This window comes from Kordiimonas sp. UBA4487 (genome assembly GCF_002389025.1).
GTDB lineage: Bacteria > Pseudomonadota > Alphaproteobacteria > Sphingomonadales > Kordiimonadaceae > Kordiimonas > Kordiimonas lacus.
Map to the genome: position 1 here is coordinate 623,745 of NZ_DGNR01000013.1, position 17,968 is coordinate 641,712.

Below are 17,968 nucleotides of genomic sequence, written 5' to 3' on the forward strand. Positions count from 1 at the left end.
GGCAGAGAAAAACCAGTCAGCAGGGAGGACAAAAATCCGTGATCGGGTCGGGTGAACTGAAAAATGACGGTCTGGCATATATGGCCTGAAATTGACATTTTGGGCACTTAACACGCAGAGTACCATTCGGCATGGTGCCGCTGTTCTCAGTCACGACAGCGAAAGGAAAATCATGTTGGAACTTATCATCCTGAGCACCTTCGGCCTCCTTGCGGTGTGGGAGATGATCCACCCACGCCAGCAATATCCGGCCTCCCCCTTCTGGCGGACGCGGGGTGCAATTGGTTTCATTCTTTATTTGGCTGTTGGCACCTATGCTCCCTTCCTTTGGGATGATGTGCTCGCGAATTATCGGCTTTTTGATCTTACATCCCTGCCGATCTGGCAGCAGGCGTTGGCGGGCTTTTTCACAGCCGAACTGGTCGGCTATTGCTGGCACCGCAGCATGCATAACTCGAACTTCCTGTGGCGCGCCTTCCACCAGATGCACCATTCTGCTGAGCGATTTGACGTTTGGGGCGCCTTCTACTTCAGCCCCCAAGACATGGTGGGCTTTACCTTCTTTGGCAGCCTTGCACTTGTAGGTGTTGTGGGCCTCGGCGGGGAAGCGGGTCTGATTGTCAACCTCGCAATCCTGTTCCTGACTGCGTGGCAACATATGAACATCAAGACACCGTACTGGCTGGGCTTTTTCATCGTGCGACCGGAGGCCCATTCGGTCCATCACGAACGGGGCGTCCACAAATATAACTATTGTGATGTGCCGCTGATCGACATGGTGTTTGGAACCTTCAGGAACCCGAGGGAGATCATTCCTGAGACAGGTTTCTATCAGGGGGCCTCCCTGGAAATTCCAAAGATGATTGCTGGGTTCGACGTGTCTTCAAGCTATGCGGGCCCTAGCCCCTCAGGGTCAGCTGCAGGCAAGAAAGCGACGGCGGGCCAGGCCTAGGCCAGATGGGCCAATGGCTTTCCAAGGTTGCGGATGGCTTGGTATTTTTGCCGGTACTTGGCTGGTGAAACTCCTGCCGTCCGCTTGAAAAGGCGGCGGAAAAAGGCTGAGTCTTCATAGCCAACTGCCGTGCTGATCTCCTCCACGCTTAAGTGTGTGGTTTCCAGCAACTGTTTGGCTTCCTCCACGCGGATGGTTTGCACATAGGCCACGGGTTTCATACCCGTGGCACTTGTGAAACGGCGTTTGAAGGTGCGTTCTGCCAAACCGGATTTCTTGATCATGCGACTAACCGGCTGGGGTGCATCATAGTGGCCCGCGATCCAGGACTGGCATTCCCTTATGACGGCGTCATCATGATCCTTCAGGGGGGAAGGACCGGTGAAAGGCAGTTGACCGTCGCTTCTGTCACCCAGCAGGTAAATCTTTGCGGTTCGCGCTGCGGCGTCATATCCGAAAAAGCGCTTGATCAAATAAAGGCATAGTTCCATCCAGGATGCTGCCCCGCCGGTCGTAATGATACTCTCGTCATCTACCGCGCAGGAGAAGATCAGGTCAGGCTTCCATTTGACTTCCGGATAGGCCGACTGAAGCAGTTCGGCCCCGGCCCAATGGGTGGTGGCCTCCCGGTCATTCAGGAGACCAGTTTCTGCAAGAAGGGCGGCGCCGGTACAAACCGAACAGATGGTGCTGCCACGGGCGTGCTGATCTCGAATCCACTCGGCGCTGGCCTGCCAGAATTCTGTGGTCTGGAAGTCATCCCCAAGAAGAAAATCGGGGGCGATAATAATGCTGCCTGAAGGCAAATCCTCAAGGCTAGCTTGGGGCATGATCGGGATTTTTCCGATGCAGGTAAATACACCCTTGATGGGGGAGACGATACGCACGTCGAAGCCTTCGATGTGAGTGTCTGCACCGGTCAGGGTTGTCCACATACTATCCGCCGAATCCAGGATTTCATATAGGCAATACAGCACTGATCCCGTGGTCTCGGGCAGGGCAAGGATGTCGATTCTTGGTTTTGCAGGCTGCATAAGGTTTCCAGAAATGGCATAAAAAGACCGCAATAGTCATTTATAGCACTTATCAGTTTGAGTTGGCTTTGACAAGGTGCGCCTGCATTGAGCGAATGAAGGACTGGTCAGGCATTTCCGGTCCATCTTCAATCATGCCCTGCCCTGCAGGATAGGGCTGACCAGTCGGAGCACGTCTTCCTGACAAGTGCCGGGTGACGCTCCTCCCGCACTTACCCCACAATCGTCACCGATTGGTCAGCCCTCGTGATCAGTCGTGACACTATGCAAATCAACACCCAAAGTATGGCTGCACCTTAATGCTTGACCTTGTAGTAAGCTTTAAGGTGTATGATGATGTCGACTCAAGGATAAGGAGTGTGGCATGGCTGGCATGACAATCGGAAAACTGGCGAAATCCACAGGCGTGGGAGCGGAGACAATTCGGTATTATGAACGCAGCGGCTTTTTGCCGCCACCGGACCGGATGCCCTCCGGGTACCGTGTCTATGGCGGTGACGCGCAAAAGCGCGTGCGGTTCATCAAGGAGGCGCAGGCGCTGGGTTTTACCCTGAACGAGATCAAGGAGTTATTCTCCCTCACGGATGATCCTGACGCTGACTGTGCCAGTGTGAATGCACGGGCCCGGGCAAAACTGGCCGAGATCAATGAGAAGCTGAGGAAGCTGAAGTTGATGAAGAAAAGCCTTGAGCGCCTTTCTGACTATTGCCCCGCAGATGAACACCCGCTGACGGAATGCAGTATTATCAACTATCTGTACGGCAAATCCGGGCTCAGCGCCTGAGGCAGATGCTAGCGCCCCAACTGACGCTTCGCGGTGGCCCTGAGCGCAATATAATTGTCCTGGTTCTCTTTGGAGATGCTGGCGCAGTAAGCTTGAGTGGTCATCTCCAGACGGTCTTGAGCCTCGCGCCTTTCTGCAATAGCTGTTGCATATTCAAACGCATAGATATCCTGGCCAAGGTCGCCAATGAAGCGCCGAACGTCGGCTTTGTCCATCGCGCCAAACTTGGACCATTCGGTTTCTTCAAAGTGGGCGACGATGATTTCACTCAGGTTCTTCAGTGCCATTTCGTTGAGGATGGGCATGTTTACATTCAGTTCGTGCCGTCTGCAGAAATAGACATAGGAGCGAAACCGAGCTGGCCCTAGAGCATTATGATACAGCGGGTGATTGGTTTTTCTGACAGCCATCCACTTATCCATCGACCATGCGCGGACCTGAGCAAGGCCTGGGCTTTCAGCTTCAAAAAGCGGGTCCGGGATGGGGAAGCTGCCGTCTTCCTGCGCATGCAAAACATGGCTGGAAATTAGCAGTATCAACATACAGAGGGCAAGCCTGAGAGGGTGCATGGTCTTCTTTCCTTTGTTTGTTCCGATTTTGGCGGTTTTCATCTGCGGCGCAACCGTTAAGATGCCCTACAAGGAAGGAACCTCAATTTGCTGATATCTCCGCTACTGACCCTTTTGCTGGCGAACGCCACTCCTGCCGACTGCACCCCAGTTGAGAAAGAAATTCACGGCACGTCCCTTGAGGGCCAGTTGATGCCAGGGCAGAAAGTGACTGCATTACCGCCGGGATGCCGGGACATGCGGCGGTTGGATTTTGTTATTTTCACATCGGACGAAAGCCAAAATCTGGTCATCAAGCAAATCTGGGGAATGCCGGGTGATAAACTATTGGTTGACGACCGGGGCTATGTGTTTGTCAACGATGAGCAGGTGCTGACACCCTTTGACAAGCCATACCGCCTGAACCGTTATTTCATGCGCAAGCTGAAGAAATTTGAAGGCGAATTGACCGATTATCTATTGTTGGGGCACCCTGGCAGCCTGGACAGTGGGCGTGTTGGGCCAATTTCCATTAACCACATTGTAGGCATCGTCGAGAAGGAAGAAGGCCGCGAACGGCACTAGCTGTGAAGCCTTTTGATCCTACCCACCTAAGGCTGACAATTGGGCCCGGTAGCGGCGGCTGGCGGGTACCTTGGAGCCGTCCTGCAGTAGCACTTCCGCGTCACCATCAGACTTCGGTTTGACCGAAAGAATGCATTCAGCGTTGACCGTGAAGGACCTGTGTATGCGAATGACGTTGACCCCGGCATCCGCAAGCTGGCGTTCCAGCCCGGTCATGCTGAGCCGCACCAGGTGCATGGCATTGGCGGTGTATAATTCCACATAATTGCCGGCGGCCTTGGCATAAAGAAAGTCACAGGGCTTGATCCAGATGAGCTCGCTCCCGCTTTTGAACGCCAGCCGCTTGTCTGGTGTTTGACGTGTGTCTTCCTGCAGGGCTTCTTCACGTCGGACCAACGCCTGCACCAGATACAATAGTGACACAAACATGATGTAGGTCACGACATCCTTGCGGTATTCATAGAGCGCATCGCGCCATACGACATCCAGGAAGCTATAGTTGCTGTCGAAAAATCCCCAGAAGATCAACTTGCGCAGACCCACCATGCCGGCAACATGGATAGCGGAAAAGGCTATGCTGAGTCCCAAGTGTGCGATCACCGCTTTCTTCATGCCAGCGGCGTCGAGCGTCAAACGGCGCACGAACCAACTGACGAGTGGAAATAGCAGAATGATAAAGACCGCACTGGTGGCTTCAGTAATCCACGGTGTTCGCGCGTCAAGGCTGTCGCCCCGGCGCGCCGCTTCAGTCAGAATGGACAGCGCGTTGACGGCCACGATAACCAATGTCACCACCGATACCACGCCCCAAAGAAAGCGTTCGTTTCGGCTGGGCAGGCAGGCGCGATAGAATTTCCATAAGCTGATCATGCCTGTCACTATAGCGCCGCCTCTTTTGCAGCGAAACTGCAAAGCTTGGCCACTTGTCCCAGATGTGCCGCCGTTCGTCCCTGGCCAGCGGCTGCTGGGCCCATGGAAGTCATTTTCAATCCGCCGCTCGTCCCTCCCAGGCAGCAATTCGTGTCTGGCTATCTGGTGCCTCTGTTACCTTGATGATTGTATGTCCTTACCCGAGAAAAACGATGACGCGAGGATATGATGACACATACAATGAATAATAGGCGGTATGACCTGGACTGGCTCCGGGTCGTCGCCTTTGGCCTGCTGATCTTTTATCACGTAGGTATGTATTATGTGACCTGGGGCTGGCACGTAAAAAGCCCTTATGAGAGCGATTTCCTGGAACCAGCCATGATGCTGCTCAATCCATGGCGGTTGTCGCTATTGTTCCTGATCTCCGGTGTGGCGGTTCGGTTCGCTGCTGATAAGGCCGCAGCGGGTGTTTTCGCCTGGGCGCGCGTGAAGCGCCTGACGGTGCCCTTCTTCTTCGGTGCCTTCGTCATTGTGGCGCCGCAAACCTATTTCGAATTGCTGCGGGCTGGCGCAATCGAGCCGGGCTACTGGGCATTTTACAAGGATTATATGGACCTTGATCAGCGCTGGGAGGTATTCACCCCCACATATAACCACCTTTGGTATGTGCTTTATGTACTGATCTATACGCTTCTGATCCTTCCTGTGTTGCCACTTGTGCGGCGGTTTCGTGCGGGTGCAACGTTGAAGAATTTGCTTCAGACGCCGCTTGTACTTGTTGTGCCTGCACTTCTGTTCGTGCTGTACCGTTTCACGTCAGATATTGCCTGGCCGGAAACCCATGATATCCGGGGCGACTGGGGTGCTCACATCCGCTATTTCAGCTATTTCGCTGTCGGTGTGCTGGTCGCCAAAAGTGGCGCTTTCTGGGCCGGCATTGCGCGCCAATGGAAATTGTCGTTGGGCCTGGTTGTCGCAGCGGGTATCACGCTCACCGTGGCCTGGGCCAACTGGACGGAACTTGATGTGGACGGGCCTCTGATGCAGGCCGCTCGTACCCTCAGGATATTTTATGTCTGGTGGGTAATCTGTGCGCTCTTCGGTGCGGCTCAGCAGTTTCTCAACCGCCCCAGCACCGCGCTTAGCTACCTGACAGAAGCGGTGTTCCCATATTATATTTTGCACCAGACAGTTATCATTCTGGTTGGTGTGGCGGTGGCTCCTTACCTGATTGGCGCAGTGCCTGAGTTTTTGGTGGTGACGATTGGCACCGTGGCTGCCTGCGTGCTGCTCCATGAGTATGTAATCCGCCGTATTGGCTTTCTCAGGCCGTTGTTTGGCCTGAAACCAAAAGGCGCCAGTCCGGTCAGCGATCCGCTGGTGGTGCAGACATAGCCTATCTCTGAAAGGGGCGGTCACGGCCCGATCGCCTCTTTCTGAATCTTTTCCGATCCAGTCATTCAGCCAGGGTTCATGTCGTGCCCGCACAATGCGCGCAGCACAGATATGGGGACCTGCCCAGGCTTGCATGAGCCGGGGCGGGTAGTGTCAGAACTAGGCCTCTGGGCCAAACATTGCCTTATTCGAAGGAAATATTGTCGGCCTCCGTATCACGTGGGAACCATTCCAAGCGGAGCGACCAATGCTATTTTCTGACAGATTTCATTATGTCCCAATTTTTAGCGCCTTAACCCTTGTCGGAGCGACGGTTTCTCCAGCCGTTTTTGCTGATGATGCAGAAATCGATACCGACCGCACTACGGCTGTGGATACCACGACGCTGATGGGCGGCAGCGGGACACTGACCGTCACCGCAGACGGATCTGTCACGGTTTCAAGTGGCACAGCTGTCAGCATTACAGGCAATCATTCGCTATTGATGCAGGGAACGTTGCAGTCAGATGACGCGACGAATGCTGTCGCGCTAGGCGTCTATACCGATGATCTCCGTCTGACCTCAGACATCGACATCGAAGGGGCGTTCGTGATTGATGGCCCCACGGACGAAGATACGGCTACGAGTAACGTTGGCTTGGGTGTTTTCGGGACTGGCGTGTTTGACGGCAACCTGACGCTTTCGGAAGAATCGTCCATATCAGTCACGGGCGGCAGTGCCCGGGGCATCCTGATCGAATCCGGCTTCGAAGGCGAAATATATAGCGACGCTGTCATCACCATGACCGGTGAAGGGTCTGTCGGTGTTGAAATCATTGGTGACGTCACGGGTGACGTGACCATCGATGGAACGATCACTGCCCGCAACAAGGACAGCATCGGCATCCTGCAAACGGGCACTATTGACGGTGCGTTTGTGCATGAGGGTGGGATGTCTATTGGTGAGCCGACCACCACTGATGACGATGGCGAAGTTGTTGACGCAGTTCCTGGCAGGGCAGGGCTTTATGTGGGGAGTGATATCACCGGAGGCCTGATGCTGAATGGTGAGGGCGCGGACTTCAATGATGATTCAGACGAGGTGATCCCGACATCGGCCATCACCACATATGGTGGTGCCCCGGCTGTGTTGATTGAAAACCTGAAGGCAGACGGCACTGATTTGCGCCTCGGGCAGATCTCCGGTCTGGACTACGGTTTGGTCCATCGCGGTTTTATCACCGTGAACGGGCAAAGTGCCGGCCTTGATGCCGTGGGTATGCGCATTCTGGGCGGTAACGAGGCCAAGTCCATCATCAAGCGTGGTATCCACATCGACGACGGCTCGATCGATGTCAGTGCGCTTGATGCCACGGCTGTCGCGTTGCATCTGGGTGACGGCGCCGAGGTGCCAATGCTTTATAACCGAGGCACGATCGAAGCCACGACCGGCGTGACCTACAATGATGATGGCAACGAAACCTACAGCGTTGGCGGTGATGCCATCGGTGTGGATGTGGACGAGAATGCCCTTCTGGAAGCGCTCCAGAATGAAGAGACCATTGTGGTGTCCGCTGCAGGTGAAACCGGCGACGGTTTCGGCGTGCGCGACCAATCCGGCACGCTGACACAGATTGACAACTCGGGTGCCATCTTTGTTGTGCGCGGCACCAACAGCTCAGGAGAAACGGTTGCGTTTGATTTGCGAGCCAACACAAGTGGCGTTGAAATTAGTAACAGTGGCACGATCCAAGGCGATATCTGGCTCGGGAGCGGTGATGATAACGTCGTTCTGACGGATGGCAGCCTGGACGGAGATATTGCATTTGGCGCCGGGCAAAATAGCTTTTCCATGTCTGGAAACGCTGATTTCTCAGGCAGTATCAGCCATGAAGGGTCGCTTGATTTCTATCTTTCAGGCGCCGATCTGATGCTAGGGGCGGATGACGTGCTGGACGTGACCTCCGCCACGCTGAGTGACGGTGCGACGCTGTCCATCACCGTTGACCCTATTGAAGGCAGTGCCGGGCAGCTGAATGCGACGGGCGCTGTGGCCATCAGCGACGACGTTTCAATTACCACACGCTTCAGCACGTTTGTGACCGAGGAACAGACATATACGGTGATCGACGCAGGTGATCTGACGCTGGAAGGTGACCTGGTAAACGATGGAGGTGCTTTCCTTATGCACGGTACGCTTGGTTTGTCTGACGACGGGACAGAAATCGAGCTGACTGTCCGTCCCAAGACGGCAGATGAACTTGCTTTCACCGGTAACCGTGCAACGCTTTATGGCAATCTCTTTAAGGCACTTGATCCGGAAGATGATTTGGGGAGTGCCTTGGTACAGCTAGAGGATGCCGATGAAGTGGAAGATGCCATGCAGGCCATGATGCCGGATACCACCGGCGCCAGCCTGCAGATGGCCTACAGCGGCCTCCAGCAGCTTGAGGGCGGGCTTAGCGACCGCCTGATTGAGGTCAATGCCAAGAAGCGTCTTGAAGGTGGTTTCTGGGCCCGTGAAGTCGTTGGTGTTGGCGACATGACTGGATCCGTCAGCGAGCAAGGCGTGGACTATATCGGCGCCGGTATCCTTCTGGGGTACGACAAGGCGATTGGCCAAAATGTCCTGTGGGGCTTCGGTGGCGGCTTCATGTTGCAGGGTACGGAGCGTGAAAGCAACATCGGCGATGACGTATCCATTTTTTCACCTTATCTGAATACCTACCTGATCGCCAAGGCGGGGGCTGCCTATGCCACGACGTCAGCATCCATTTGGTATAACGATGTGGACCGTAGTCGAGAGCTCTCTTTCGCCACCATCGATAAGTCAGTGGACAGCAGTTCAAGTGGCTACACGGCAGCGCTGGATGCCGGTATTGGATATGACCTTAAGCTCGGGGGGCTGCATGTGCGGCCGCATGTGGGCGCAAGCTATATGCATGTTCGCGAGGGCGGATATACGGAAACGGGTGGCGATGGTGCCAACCTGGTGGTGGAAAGCCGAAGTTATTCACGCCTGGACGGAATTGGCCGGGTATCAGTGGGCTACGATTTCCGTTGGAGCGGCAAGGGTGAGAATGCAGTCATTATCCGGCCTGAGGTCTTCGGCACATACAGGAAGGCCTTGAGCGGAAACGATACGTTCGTCACCGCAGCGCGTTTTGAAAGTGGGGAAGACTGGTTCGAACTGGCTAACGACCCAATGGCAGACAAGTCAGTGGTTATCGGTGGGGCGTTGAATATCTTTTCGGGCTTCGGTACCGCTAGCCTCAGATATTCGCGTGAAAAGCGCGATGACTGGAAGTCCCATTATGCCGGGTTCAATTTCCAGATGCGCTTCTAAGAGGCGAAACGAGAAGCGGCGCAGCCATTGGGCCGCGCCGCTACATAATCGGTGTATCCATAATCTTATGCCGCTAGTTTGGCTGCCCGCAGCACGAGTGTTTCAATCCGTGCGCTTTTCACCGTGATAATCTGACGTACCTTGTTGAGAAGCACGCTGGCGGAATGGTCATCCACGTCCGAACAATCAAGCTCGATCCACTGAAAGCCTTCTTCCGTTTTCCGTGCAGAAACGCTGTCGCAATCCTGACCGCGGATCGAGAAAAGTTCCAACACGCGGGACAAGGTGTTTGGGTCATAATCCGCCATGACGGAAAATCGGGTTCGGGTGTTGCCTCGCAAAACCATGACTTGGGTCTCCATAAAAAATGCCGACCCCGCCCGTTTGCTCAGGCCCTTCTGGGGTGCGGCTTTCTGTCTAAGGTATGAACACTTTACCCTGACGCATGCGAGAAAAGGTTCCTATTGTCGCGGATATGGCATATAAAGTGAGAAATTATCTCATTAAATAGCGGTATATCGAAATAATGGCCGACAAAATAGATGATCTTGATGCACGTATCCTGAATTTGCTGCAGGAAGACGCCCGAATCCCGCTGGTGGATCTGGCCGACAAGGTTGCCTCCAGCCGTTCTGCCGTGTGGCGGCGTATCCAGAAGATGGAAGAGGCGGGCGTGATCTCAGGGCACACGGTGCTTCTGGATGCGGAAAAGGCCGGGCTCGGCGTGCTTGTGTTCGCGCAGGTCAAGATGCATGCCCACAGCCGTGACGTGCTGCCGGACTTTATGGAAAAGGTGCGCGGCTTCCCGGAAGTGATCGAATGCCACACCCTGATGGGTGACATTGACTTCATTCTGAAGGTGCGGGTTCGTGATGTGCAGGCCTATGAGGAATTTTTCTGGAATCACCTGTCGCAGATTGACGGTGTGCGCGAAATCAACAGCTCCATCGCCCTGACGGCCGTGAAAAATACCACCAAGCTACAGGTGGTGGCGGGTTAGCCATTTGGCCTGAACACACGCTTGATATAATCGCGGCATAAAAGGACCTGCCGAGGAAGCAAGTCTTTGGTGTCCAGCGATCGGGACAGAATAATGCCGCCCTCAACGGATGCCATGACCATGTCGGCAACGGCTTCCATGTCAACGTCCCCGGTAGGCGGGTGTTTTCGGGCGATCTGTTCCAGGCGATCCAGGAACAGCTTGCGCCAGCGCAGGACGCCTTCGGCATTTAGGTCGCGTATTTCACTGTTGAACAGCTGGTGCTGGTAGCAGTAGGACGCAACCATGCAGCCGGGATGCAATGACGGCATGTCTGAGAGCATGTCTGCAAGCAGTTTCAGCATCAGCAGGAGGCTGTCCAATGGATCTGTGCAGCAGGCGTCAGCCTCGTTGAACAGGTCGGCAAAAATGCGGTCGTCTTGCTCGACATACCGCAGGAACAAATGCTTGGCCAGGTCGGCCTTATCCTTGAAATGATAGAAGAAGCCGCTTTTGGTGATGCCTGCGGCGACGATCAACTCGTCTATGCTGGTGGCAGCAAAGCCTTTTTGAAGCACGGATTGTTCGGCAAGCTCCAGGATCAGGTCCCGTTTTGACTGTTTCTGGTGCATCGCAGCCCCCACTAAGGCTTGTCAAATGTTATATATATCAATGGCTTGGCTCTACTGTACCACAAGTACACTAGAAGGCCCATTGCCAAATAGAGATAGTGGCCGCGACTGGGCGGCTTCGGCTGCCCAGGGAGACCAAGAAAAACGCGAGGATACCATCATGACAACAACCTTTTTACCCAAGGTCGGCGGTCCGCTTTACCTGACCGACAGTGGGCTCGAAACCACCCTGATCTTCCACGAAGGCCAGGAATTGCCTTATTTTGCGGCGTTTGACCTTTTGAAGACCGAAGACGGGCGTGCATCGCTCAAGGCCTATTACATGCGCCACGGCGAGATCGCGCTTGCCCAAGGAATGGGCTTTCTGATGGAAGGACCAACCTGGCGGGCAAGCGCCGACTGGGGCGATAAGCTGGGCTACGCGCCGGACGAACTGGCGGCCGCGAACAGGGCATCGATCGAACTGATGCAGAGTGTGCGGGATAGCCTGAAGGCCCGAGGCGATATCCCTGTTCTGGTCAGTGGTTGCATCGGGCCGCGTGGTGACGGCTATGTGGCCGGAGATGCCATGACTGCTGAGGAAGCCCATGCCTATCATCAAGCACAGGCCATCGCCTTCAAGGAGGCCAGAGCGGATATGATTGGCGCCATCACCATGACCAATATTCCGGAAGCGACGGGTGTTGCGCTGGCTGCAAAGACGGCCGGAATCCCGGTTGCCATATCCTTCACTGTGGAGACAGACGGCCGCCTGCCAAGTGGTGACAGCCTCAAGTCGGCGGTGGCCGTAGTCGATGCGGCGACGGGCGGGTATCCGGCATACTATATGATCAACTGCGCCCATCCTGAGCATTTTGATCACGTGCTGGAAAGCGGGGCAGCCTGGATGGACCGGATTGGCGGTATGCGGGCCAATGCGTCCCGGTGCAGCCATGCGGAACTGGACGAGGCAGAAGATCTGGATGACGGCAATCCGGAAGAACTGGGGCAGCAATATCGCGCGCTTCTACAAGCCCATCCGCAGATTGTTGTGCTGGGTGGGTGCTGTGGCACTGACCACCGTCACATCCACAGTATTGCAAAGGCTTGTGTGCCGCTTGGTCAAGCTGCCTAGAAGTGGATTTTCAATATGGCGTTGATCGCCACCTGATCGGTATCGAAGGCCGCAGTGTCTTTGATGCCGAACTGGTTCTTCCAGATGTCGATCTCGGTACCAAGCCATATTTTGCCCGGTTCGCCCCATGTGGCGCCCAGGTCCCATTTGATCTGTGGCACCAGATGGAGGGCTGTTTCCTGTGGGCCCCAGCCCACTACATAGTCCATGAAGCCATCGATGACGAACGCCTGTTCACCCACTTTGAAAGGGCGTGACCACGCAATCGTCCATTGCATGTCGTCAAACCCGGCACCAAGGCCGGTGTCCTTGCGGGCGTAGGCATGGACGTTGAAAAAGGTGAAGCCTGGCAGGTTCAGGTCAACGGCACCGCCAATCAGCAGGCCTTCAACGCCATCCTTTCCGCGTTCCCAGGTGGTTGCGATCAGCACATCGCGGATCAAGCCATCTTCTGAAAATTTGAGCCCAGCGACTTTACCAAGGCTCAGGCGTGGCGAAATTTCACCGTACCAACTGCTGCCGGTGAAGGCATTGTCGTGATAATCCAGATAGTCGAAAAAGCCGAACACATCGCCCCAGTTCCAGGCACTGACGTGCTCAAATGTCAGGGTGGAAATATTGTTCCCCGGCACCTCGAAACCTGTGCCAGTCAGAGCGGTAATGCTATTGTCCATCCAGATGAGCGGGCTGGAATCTTCTGCAACTGCCGGAGTGCCGGTAAGGAGAGTTGCAAGTACCAAAGGGCGCACGACAGCCATACCTACGCCTCCCGCACGTCGGTGAGGAAGCGCTTCACATCGTCGCCTATAGTGCCGGACAGCTCGTCCAGCCGTTCGGCGACCGCCATCACGCTGTTGGATGCTTCACCAGTCTGGTTGGCCCCTTCTGTCACCTGGCCGATTTCACTTGCGACCTTGTCGGTTTGCTCGGACGCGAACTGAACGCTGCGGCTGATTTCAGACGTGGCGGCTTCCTGTTCCTCTACGGCGCTTGAGATGGCCAGCGTGACCTGGTTGAGTTTGCTGATGGTCTCGTCGATCGCTTGCATGGCGCTCACGGCTTCGCCGGTCAAGCCCTGCATTTCACTGATCTGGGCAGTGATGTCCTCTGTGGCTTTGGCGGTCTGGTTGGCAAGGGACTTCACTTCTGACGCCACCACGGCGAAGCCCTTGCCGGCGTCGCCCGCGCGAGCGGCCTCAATGGTGGCGTTCAGGGCGAGGAGGTTTGTCTGCTCGGCGATGTCATTGATCAGTTTCACCACATCTTCGATCTTGGCGCTGGCGACAGACAGGGTATCAATCGCTTCGCTGCCGGTGCCAGCCACCTTGACGGCGTCAGCGGACATCTGGCTTGCGGCCTGGATCTGGCTTGCGACCTCCCTGATGGAGGCCGAGAATTCTTCAATCGCAGACGCCATGGTGGATACGTTGTTCTGCATCTCGTGCGACGCGGATGACACGGATGTTGCCTGCCCGCGCGTCTGGTCGGCCACATCGACCATGGTAGTGGCGGTTGAGCGCATCTCGAGGGCGTTGGCGTTCAGATTCTCAATTGCTTCGGAAATGGACCGGTCGAAGGCGGCGATCAGCGCTTCGATGCGGGCGGCATGCTCTTCGCGCTGGCGTGCTTCCTCAGTATCACGGGCATGTTTTTCCCGTTCCAGTGTTGCGCGCTCCTCTGCCGCTTCCATCTCGGCTTTCTGGGCGGCTTCCCGTTCTTCCGCCAACTGCTCGACCTTCTTCATCTCATCTCGGAAGAACTCCATCGCGCGACCCATGTCGCCGATCTCGTCCTGGCGGCCGGTGTGCGGAATATCGATATCCAGCTTGTTCTCCGCCAGCGTCAGCATGGTGCCGGTGATGTCATTCACAGGTGCCGCGATTGAATGGCCAACGCCGCGGGCAATCACAACAGCCAACAGCACACCAAGCGCGCCCGTGACAATTAGGGTCCATGTCTGGAAGCTGAAGGCGCTCAGCATTTCGTCTACGATGGACTGTTGTTGCCCTTGCTGTAATTCAACCAGTTCGTTGATGCTGTACAGAACCTTTTCGAGGGGCGGCCAACTAGTGCCGTCGATCTCCAACTGTCGGGCTTGCAGGCGGGCGTCTTCGCCGCCCTGCATTGCCAGGTCTATCTGGCGGCGGAACATCGTCTTCAGGGTTTCGGTATTCGCCTTCAGTTCCCTTGCGATCCGCAGGCCGTCACCATTTTCTTCTTCATATTCACGATACAGGTTGATCAAGGTTGTGATGTCCCGGTCAAACTGTTTGGACCGGTCCTCGAACAGGCCCACCAGATAGTCATTTTGCGTCAGGACGGTCCCGCGTGTTAGCGCCAGCATATCGGTGACGTCATATTGTACCTGCCGCAGCATGGCGGTGGATGCATAGCGGTTCGCTGCCAGCTTGGTGGTCGACTGCACCCCTTGCACCTGGATCAAGTTGCCGATCACAAATAACAGCAAAAGCGCTACCAGCGCACCTTGGCCGAGAGCAAGTTTCATTGTCAGGGAATAGTCCCGCAGAAAAGCATCAAAGAATCGTCTCATCGAAGAGCTCCAGGAAGGCGCCGTGGCGCATTAGACCGAAACAAAGGAACTGGGGCCATCTGCCGGCCCGAATGGCGGGATTCGAAATCCGACATCATTGTCCCAAAGCAGGGTTAAAGTTGCGTTAGCGGTCTTGCCAACTGGCAATAAGCGCCTTGCCGGGGCGCGAACCATGCAGTATAGCGGGATCAGGTGGTGCTGGCCCGGCGCCAAAGGCGTTGGGCAGCTAAGAGGGAACACGGACGTTGACCTCGTCAACTGTATGCCGTGGCTGTACCCGCAACTGTGATTGGGGACGCGTTTCAACAAGGCCCACTGGACCGCTAAGTTTGGTCTGGGAAGGGTGAAACGGCGGATGATCCAAAAGCCAGGAGACCTGCCACCGCGTCGCCCATCTGTCAGCCGGGCTAGCTGATCAGAGCGGTTCTCCCGCAATGGCGACAATCCCGCTGAAATGCGCGGAGATTGTCCCTGTCTTTTAAGGCAAGCTCCCGTTCAGTGGTTTTGTGAAACCAAGAATGATGGGAGCGGGCATGCCCTCAAGCCTGCAATTGAAACACTTTTTGACAGCTGCTGTTGTTGTGGCAGGCATTGCTGCGCGCGCAGGTGCAGCGCCCACCGTGGCTGGGCTTGATTTCTGCGCCGACCAATATGTCCTGGCCTTCGCTGACCGGCAGGATATCGTCGCTGTGTCGGGGGATGCCACCAGCCCGAATTCTTTTTACCTCCGGCGGGCCCAAGGTCTCCATGCACTCAGGGGGGGCGCCGAAGAGGTTCTGATGCTGCGGCCGGATATCCTTGTGCGCAGCTACCGGGGGAGCCTGTCTATGGATGCCAAATTTGAACGCGTCGGCATTACCTCTTACCAGCCGCCTTATGCCTTCAACTTCGAGGCCAACCTGAAGAATTTTGGGGCTGTTGCCACGCTTTTGGGGCACGAGGCAGAGGGCAAGGCCTTCATGGCGGACTATATGGCCCGGTACCAAGCGCTAAAGCAGGCTGCCCCTATTCCCATGAAGACGGTCTATATGACTCCCAGCGGCTTCACGGCAGGGAAGGGAAGTTCGGTAGACGATATGATCCGACTGGCCGGACTTGACCCAATTGCCGAGGACCTTGGCCTGAACGGTTGGGGGCCTTTGCCCCTCGAACAGCTGGTCATGATGCCGCCTGACCTGGTGGTTGGCAGCTTTTTCGAGGAAGGGGCTGTTCATATTTCCAATTGGAGCAGCGGGCGCCACACAGTGTTCCGCGATCTGGTGAAAGACGTGCCGTCGATCATGGTGCCAAGCGGCATGATGTCCTGCGGCGGTGCCTTTACGGTGGATGCTGCCGAATATATCCGCTCGGAAATCAAACGTCGTGAATTGATGCCAAATAGGGTTGCCGCCGCGGCGACCGGGGAGAAACAAGAGTGATCAGGAAGCTGCAACAAAACGGCTGGCTGCTGAACGTGTCGCTGATGGGGGTTATCCTGATCGTGGCGCTGATGTCAGGCATGTTTGGCCAGGTGGACCTCGATGTTGCGCAGGTGGCGGCGGCTGTATTTGGTCCGCCCGACAGCCCGGAGGCCATCATCGTGCGCGAACTGCGTTTGCCTAGGGTGCTGCTGGCTATTCTCGCCGGTGCGTCGCTAGGCTATTCCGGTGCTGCCCTTCAGGGGCTTCTTCGCAACCCGCTGGCTGATCCGGGTGTGATAGGCGTGTCGGCCAGTGCCAGCTTGGGGGCAGTTATTGCCATTTATATGGGGCTGGCGGCGATGTCGTCTCTCGCCATTCCAGTCATGGCCATGGCAGGTGCGTTTGTTTCGACCGCGATCCTGATGCTATTGGCCTCGCGTGATGCCAGCGTGCTGACGCTGATCCTGGCTGGTATTGGGATTTCAAGCTTGGCCACTGCCGCCATTGCGCTGGTGATGAATTTTACCTCAAACCCGGTGACGGTGCAGGAAATGGTGATGTGGATGCTGGGGTCGCTTGAAAACAGGACGTTTGACGACCTCACATTGGCAGGGCCTTTCATCGTAGCGGGATGGCTTGCAATGCTGGGTGTGGGGCAGGGCCTGAACGCTCTGAGCCTTGGTGAAGAGGCCGCCCAGACGTTGGGGATTGACCTTAAACGCCTGCGCTGGCGCGTGGTGCTGGGGACAGCCCTGTCTGTGGGGGCGACCGTGTCAGTTTGTGGCGCCGTGGGTTTTGTCGGCCTAGTGGTGCCCCATATGGTACGGGCCATGATTGGTTATGAGCCGCGCCGCCTGCTGCTGCCGAGCGCGTTCCTGGGCGCGATCCTGATGATGCTTGCCGATATCCTGACCCGCCTGCCGATCGGTCACGGTCAGCTGCGCCTGGGCGTGGTGATGGCCATCATTGGCGCACCGGTATTCCTCTATATCGTGTTCAAGACGCGGGAGAGCATGCGATGAACGGGCTGGAAATTCAAAACCTGGCCGTCACGCTGGGTGGCAACGCTATCTTGCGCGATGTGTCTTTCAACGTTGAGCCCGGCCAGGTGGTTGGGCTGATTGGCGCGAACGGCGCTGGTAAAAGTACAGCGCTGAAAGCTGTGCTTGGCATTGTTGAGCCCGAAGCGGGCGACATCCGCATCGGTGATCAGGACGTGGCGGCCCTCGCGCCCCGCGAGCGAGCCAAGAAGCTTTCTTATGTGCCGCAGGGCGCGCCGGTTCACTGGCCGCTGACGGTCGAGCGACTGGTGGGGCTTGGGCGTACACCGCACCTGACACCCTGGCAGGAAGTGAGAGAGGAGGATCAGGCTGTCATCCGGAGCGTGATGGAAGAAACAGACTGCTGGCACCTTCGCAACCGGTTGGCCACAACCCTTTCGGGGGGTGAACGGTCCCGGGTGCTGCTCGCGCGCACCATGGCGGTTGGAGCACCCTTCATGCTGGCGGATGAGCCCACGGCGTCGCTGGATCCGCTGCATCAGCTTCAGGTGATGGACATCATGCGCGGGCAGGCGGCTTGTGGTGCCGGCGTGCTGCTGGTGCTGCATGACCTCAGTTTCGCGCTACGCTACTGTGACCGCCTTGTGCTGCTGCATGAGGGTGGCGTACTGGCGTCTGGTACGCCAGCGGATGTGCTGACAGACGCCCATTTGGAAACCGCTTTCAAGGTGAAGGTGGCTCGCTGGTCTGAGGGCGGTGAGCAGTTCCTCGCGCCGCATGTGGCTGGGGGATAGG

General features: G+C 56.3%; 17 protein-coding genes and 1 riboswitch. Of the genes, 10 read left to right on the forward strand and 7 right to left on the reverse strand.

The window, feature by feature from the left end; all coding sequences use genetic code 11:
• The first annotated feature begins 172 nt into the window (after positions 1-172).
• Positions 173-952: a sterol desaturase family protein gene (locus B3Z17_RS14630; protein WP_286830530.1), complete on the forward strand. Its 780-nt coding sequence runs from the start codon at positions 173-175 to the stop codon at positions 950-952.
• Here the strand turns inward: B3Z17_RS14630 and B3Z17_RS14635 are convergent.
• On the reverse strand, positions 949-1,986 hold the full coding sequence (locus tag B3Z17_RS14635; RefSeq protein ID WP_286830531.1) for a GlxA family transcriptional regulator: 1,038 nt from the start codon (positions 1,984-1,986) through the stop codon (positions 949-951). The two genes, B3Z17_RS14630 and B3Z17_RS14635, sit on opposite strands and share 4 nt — an antisense overlap.
• Before the next feature lie 364 nt (positions 1,987-2,350).
• Between B3Z17_RS14635 and B3Z17_RS14640 the strand changes: the two genes are divergently transcribed.
• Positions 2,351-2,770, forward strand: coding sequence for a heavy metal-responsive transcriptional regulator (locus tag B3Z17_RS14640; RefSeq protein WP_068302545.1), 420 nt, complete (start codon positions 2,351-2,353; stop codon positions 2,768-2,770).
• Between the two features lie 8 nt (positions 2,771-2,778).
• Here B3Z17_RS14640 and B3Z17_RS14645 read toward each other — a convergent pair whose 3' ends face one another.
• Positions 2,779-3,312, reverse strand: coding sequence for a hypothetical protein (locus B3Z17_RS14645; protein ID WP_286830532.1), 534 nt, complete (start codon positions 3,310-3,312; stop codon positions 2,779-2,781).
• Positions 3,313-3,426: 114 nt separating this feature from the next.
• Here B3Z17_RS14645 and B3Z17_RS14650 point away from each other — a divergent pair, with 114 nt between their 5' ends.
• Positions 3,427-3,903, forward strand: a complete 477-nt coding sequence (locus B3Z17_RS14650; RefSeq protein WP_286830533.1) for a S26 family signal peptidase — start codon at positions 3,427-3,429, stop codon at positions 3,901-3,903.
• An 18-nt stretch (positions 3,904-3,921) separates the two neighbouring features.
• Here B3Z17_RS14650 and B3Z17_RS14655 read toward each other — a convergent pair whose 3' ends face one another.
• The gene (locus tag B3Z17_RS14655; RefSeq protein WP_286830631.1) at positions 3,922-4,773 is read right to left on the reverse strand and encodes a LytR/AlgR family response regulator transcription factor; all 852 of its coding nucleotides are present in this window, start codon (positions 4,771-4,773) and stop codon (positions 3,922-3,924) included.
• 240 nt (positions 4,774-5,013) lie between these two features.
• On the opposite strand from B3Z17_RS14655, the gene B3Z17_RS14660 reads away from it, so the two are divergent.
• On the forward strand, positions 5,014-6,171 hold the full coding sequence (locus B3Z17_RS14660) for an acyltransferase family protein (RefSeq protein ID WP_286830535.1): 1,158 nt from the start codon (positions 5,014-5,016) through the stop codon (positions 6,169-6,171).
• A gap of 247 nt (positions 6,172-6,418) precedes the next feature.
• On the forward strand, positions 6,419-9,496 hold the full coding sequence (locus tag B3Z17_RS14665; protein WP_286830537.1) for an autotransporter domain-containing protein: 3,078 nt from the start codon (positions 6,419-6,421) through the stop codon (positions 9,494-9,496).
• A gap of 65 nt (positions 9,497-9,561) precedes the next feature.
• Here the strand turns inward: B3Z17_RS14665 and B3Z17_RS14670 are convergent, their stop codons facing one another.
• Positions 9,562-9,843 (reverse strand): hypothetical protein, encoded by a 282-nt coding sequence (locus tag B3Z17_RS14670; RefSeq protein WP_139167517.1) that lies wholly within the window; start codon positions 9,841-9,843, stop codon positions 9,562-9,564.
• A 179-nt stretch (positions 9,844-10,022) separates the two neighbouring features.
• Between B3Z17_RS14670 and B3Z17_RS14675 the strand changes: the two genes are divergently transcribed.
• On the forward strand, positions 10,023-10,496 hold the full coding sequence (locus B3Z17_RS14675; RefSeq protein WP_286830539.1) for an Lrp/AsnC family transcriptional regulator: 474 nt from the start codon (positions 10,023-10,025) through the stop codon (positions 10,494-10,496).
• Here the strand turns inward: B3Z17_RS14675 and B3Z17_RS14680 are convergent.
• Positions 10,493-11,107, reverse strand: a complete 615-nt coding sequence (locus tag B3Z17_RS14680; protein ID WP_286830540.1) for a TetR/AcrR family transcriptional regulator — start codon at positions 11,105-11,107, stop codon at positions 10,493-10,495. The genes B3Z17_RS14675 and B3Z17_RS14680 overlap by 4 nt on opposite strands.
• A 160-nt stretch (positions 11,108-11,267) precedes the next feature.
• Here B3Z17_RS14680 and B3Z17_RS14685 point away from each other — a divergent pair, with 160 nt between their 5' ends.
• A complete protein-coding gene (locus B3Z17_RS14685) occupies positions 11,268-12,221 on the forward strand; it encodes a homocysteine S-methyltransferase family protein (RefSeq protein ID WP_286830542.1) in 954 nt (317 codons plus the stop codon).
• On the opposite strand, the gene B3Z17_RS14690 is transcribed toward B3Z17_RS14685, so the two are convergent.
• Entirely contained in the window at positions 12,218-12,979 is a 762-nt protein-coding gene (locus tag B3Z17_RS14690) for an outer membrane protein OmpK (protein WP_286830543.1), read from the reverse strand. The genes B3Z17_RS14685 and B3Z17_RS14690 overlap by 4 nt on opposite strands.
• 2 nt (positions 12,980-12,981) lie before the next feature.
• On the reverse strand, positions 12,982-14,772 hold the full coding sequence (locus B3Z17_RS14695; RefSeq protein WP_068302577.1) for a methyl-accepting chemotaxis protein: 1,791 nt from the start codon (positions 14,770-14,772) through the stop codon (positions 12,982-12,984).
• Between the two features lie 176 nt (positions 14,773-14,948).
• Positions 14,949-15,170: riboswitch (cobalamin riboswitch) on the forward strand.
• A 165-nt stretch (positions 15,171-15,335) separates the two neighbouring features.
• Between B3Z17_RS14695 and B3Z17_RS14700 the strand changes: the two genes are divergently transcribed.
• The 3 genes from B3Z17_RS14700 to B3Z17_RS14710 are packed head-to-tail and all read left to right on the forward strand — an operon-like array spanning position 15,336 to position 17,967.
• Positions 15,336-16,190, forward strand: coding sequence for an ABC transporter substrate-binding protein (locus B3Z17_RS14700; RefSeq protein ID WP_286830544.1), 855 nt, complete (start codon positions 15,336-15,338; stop codon positions 16,188-16,190).
• A 44-nt stretch (positions 16,191-16,234) separates the two neighbouring features.
• Complete coding sequence (locus tag B3Z17_RS14705) at positions 16,235-17,194, forward strand: FecCD family ABC transporter permease (protein WP_349680333.1); 960 nt, start codon at positions 16,235-16,237, stop codon at positions 17,192-17,194.
• Positions 17,191-17,967, forward strand: coding sequence for an ABC transporter ATP-binding protein (locus B3Z17_RS14710; protein WP_286830546.1), 777 nt, complete (start codon positions 17,191-17,193; stop codon positions 17,965-17,967). The genes B3Z17_RS14705 and B3Z17_RS14710 overlap by 4 nt, the downstream gene beginning before the upstream one ends.
• Position 17,968 lies beyond the last annotated feature (1 nt).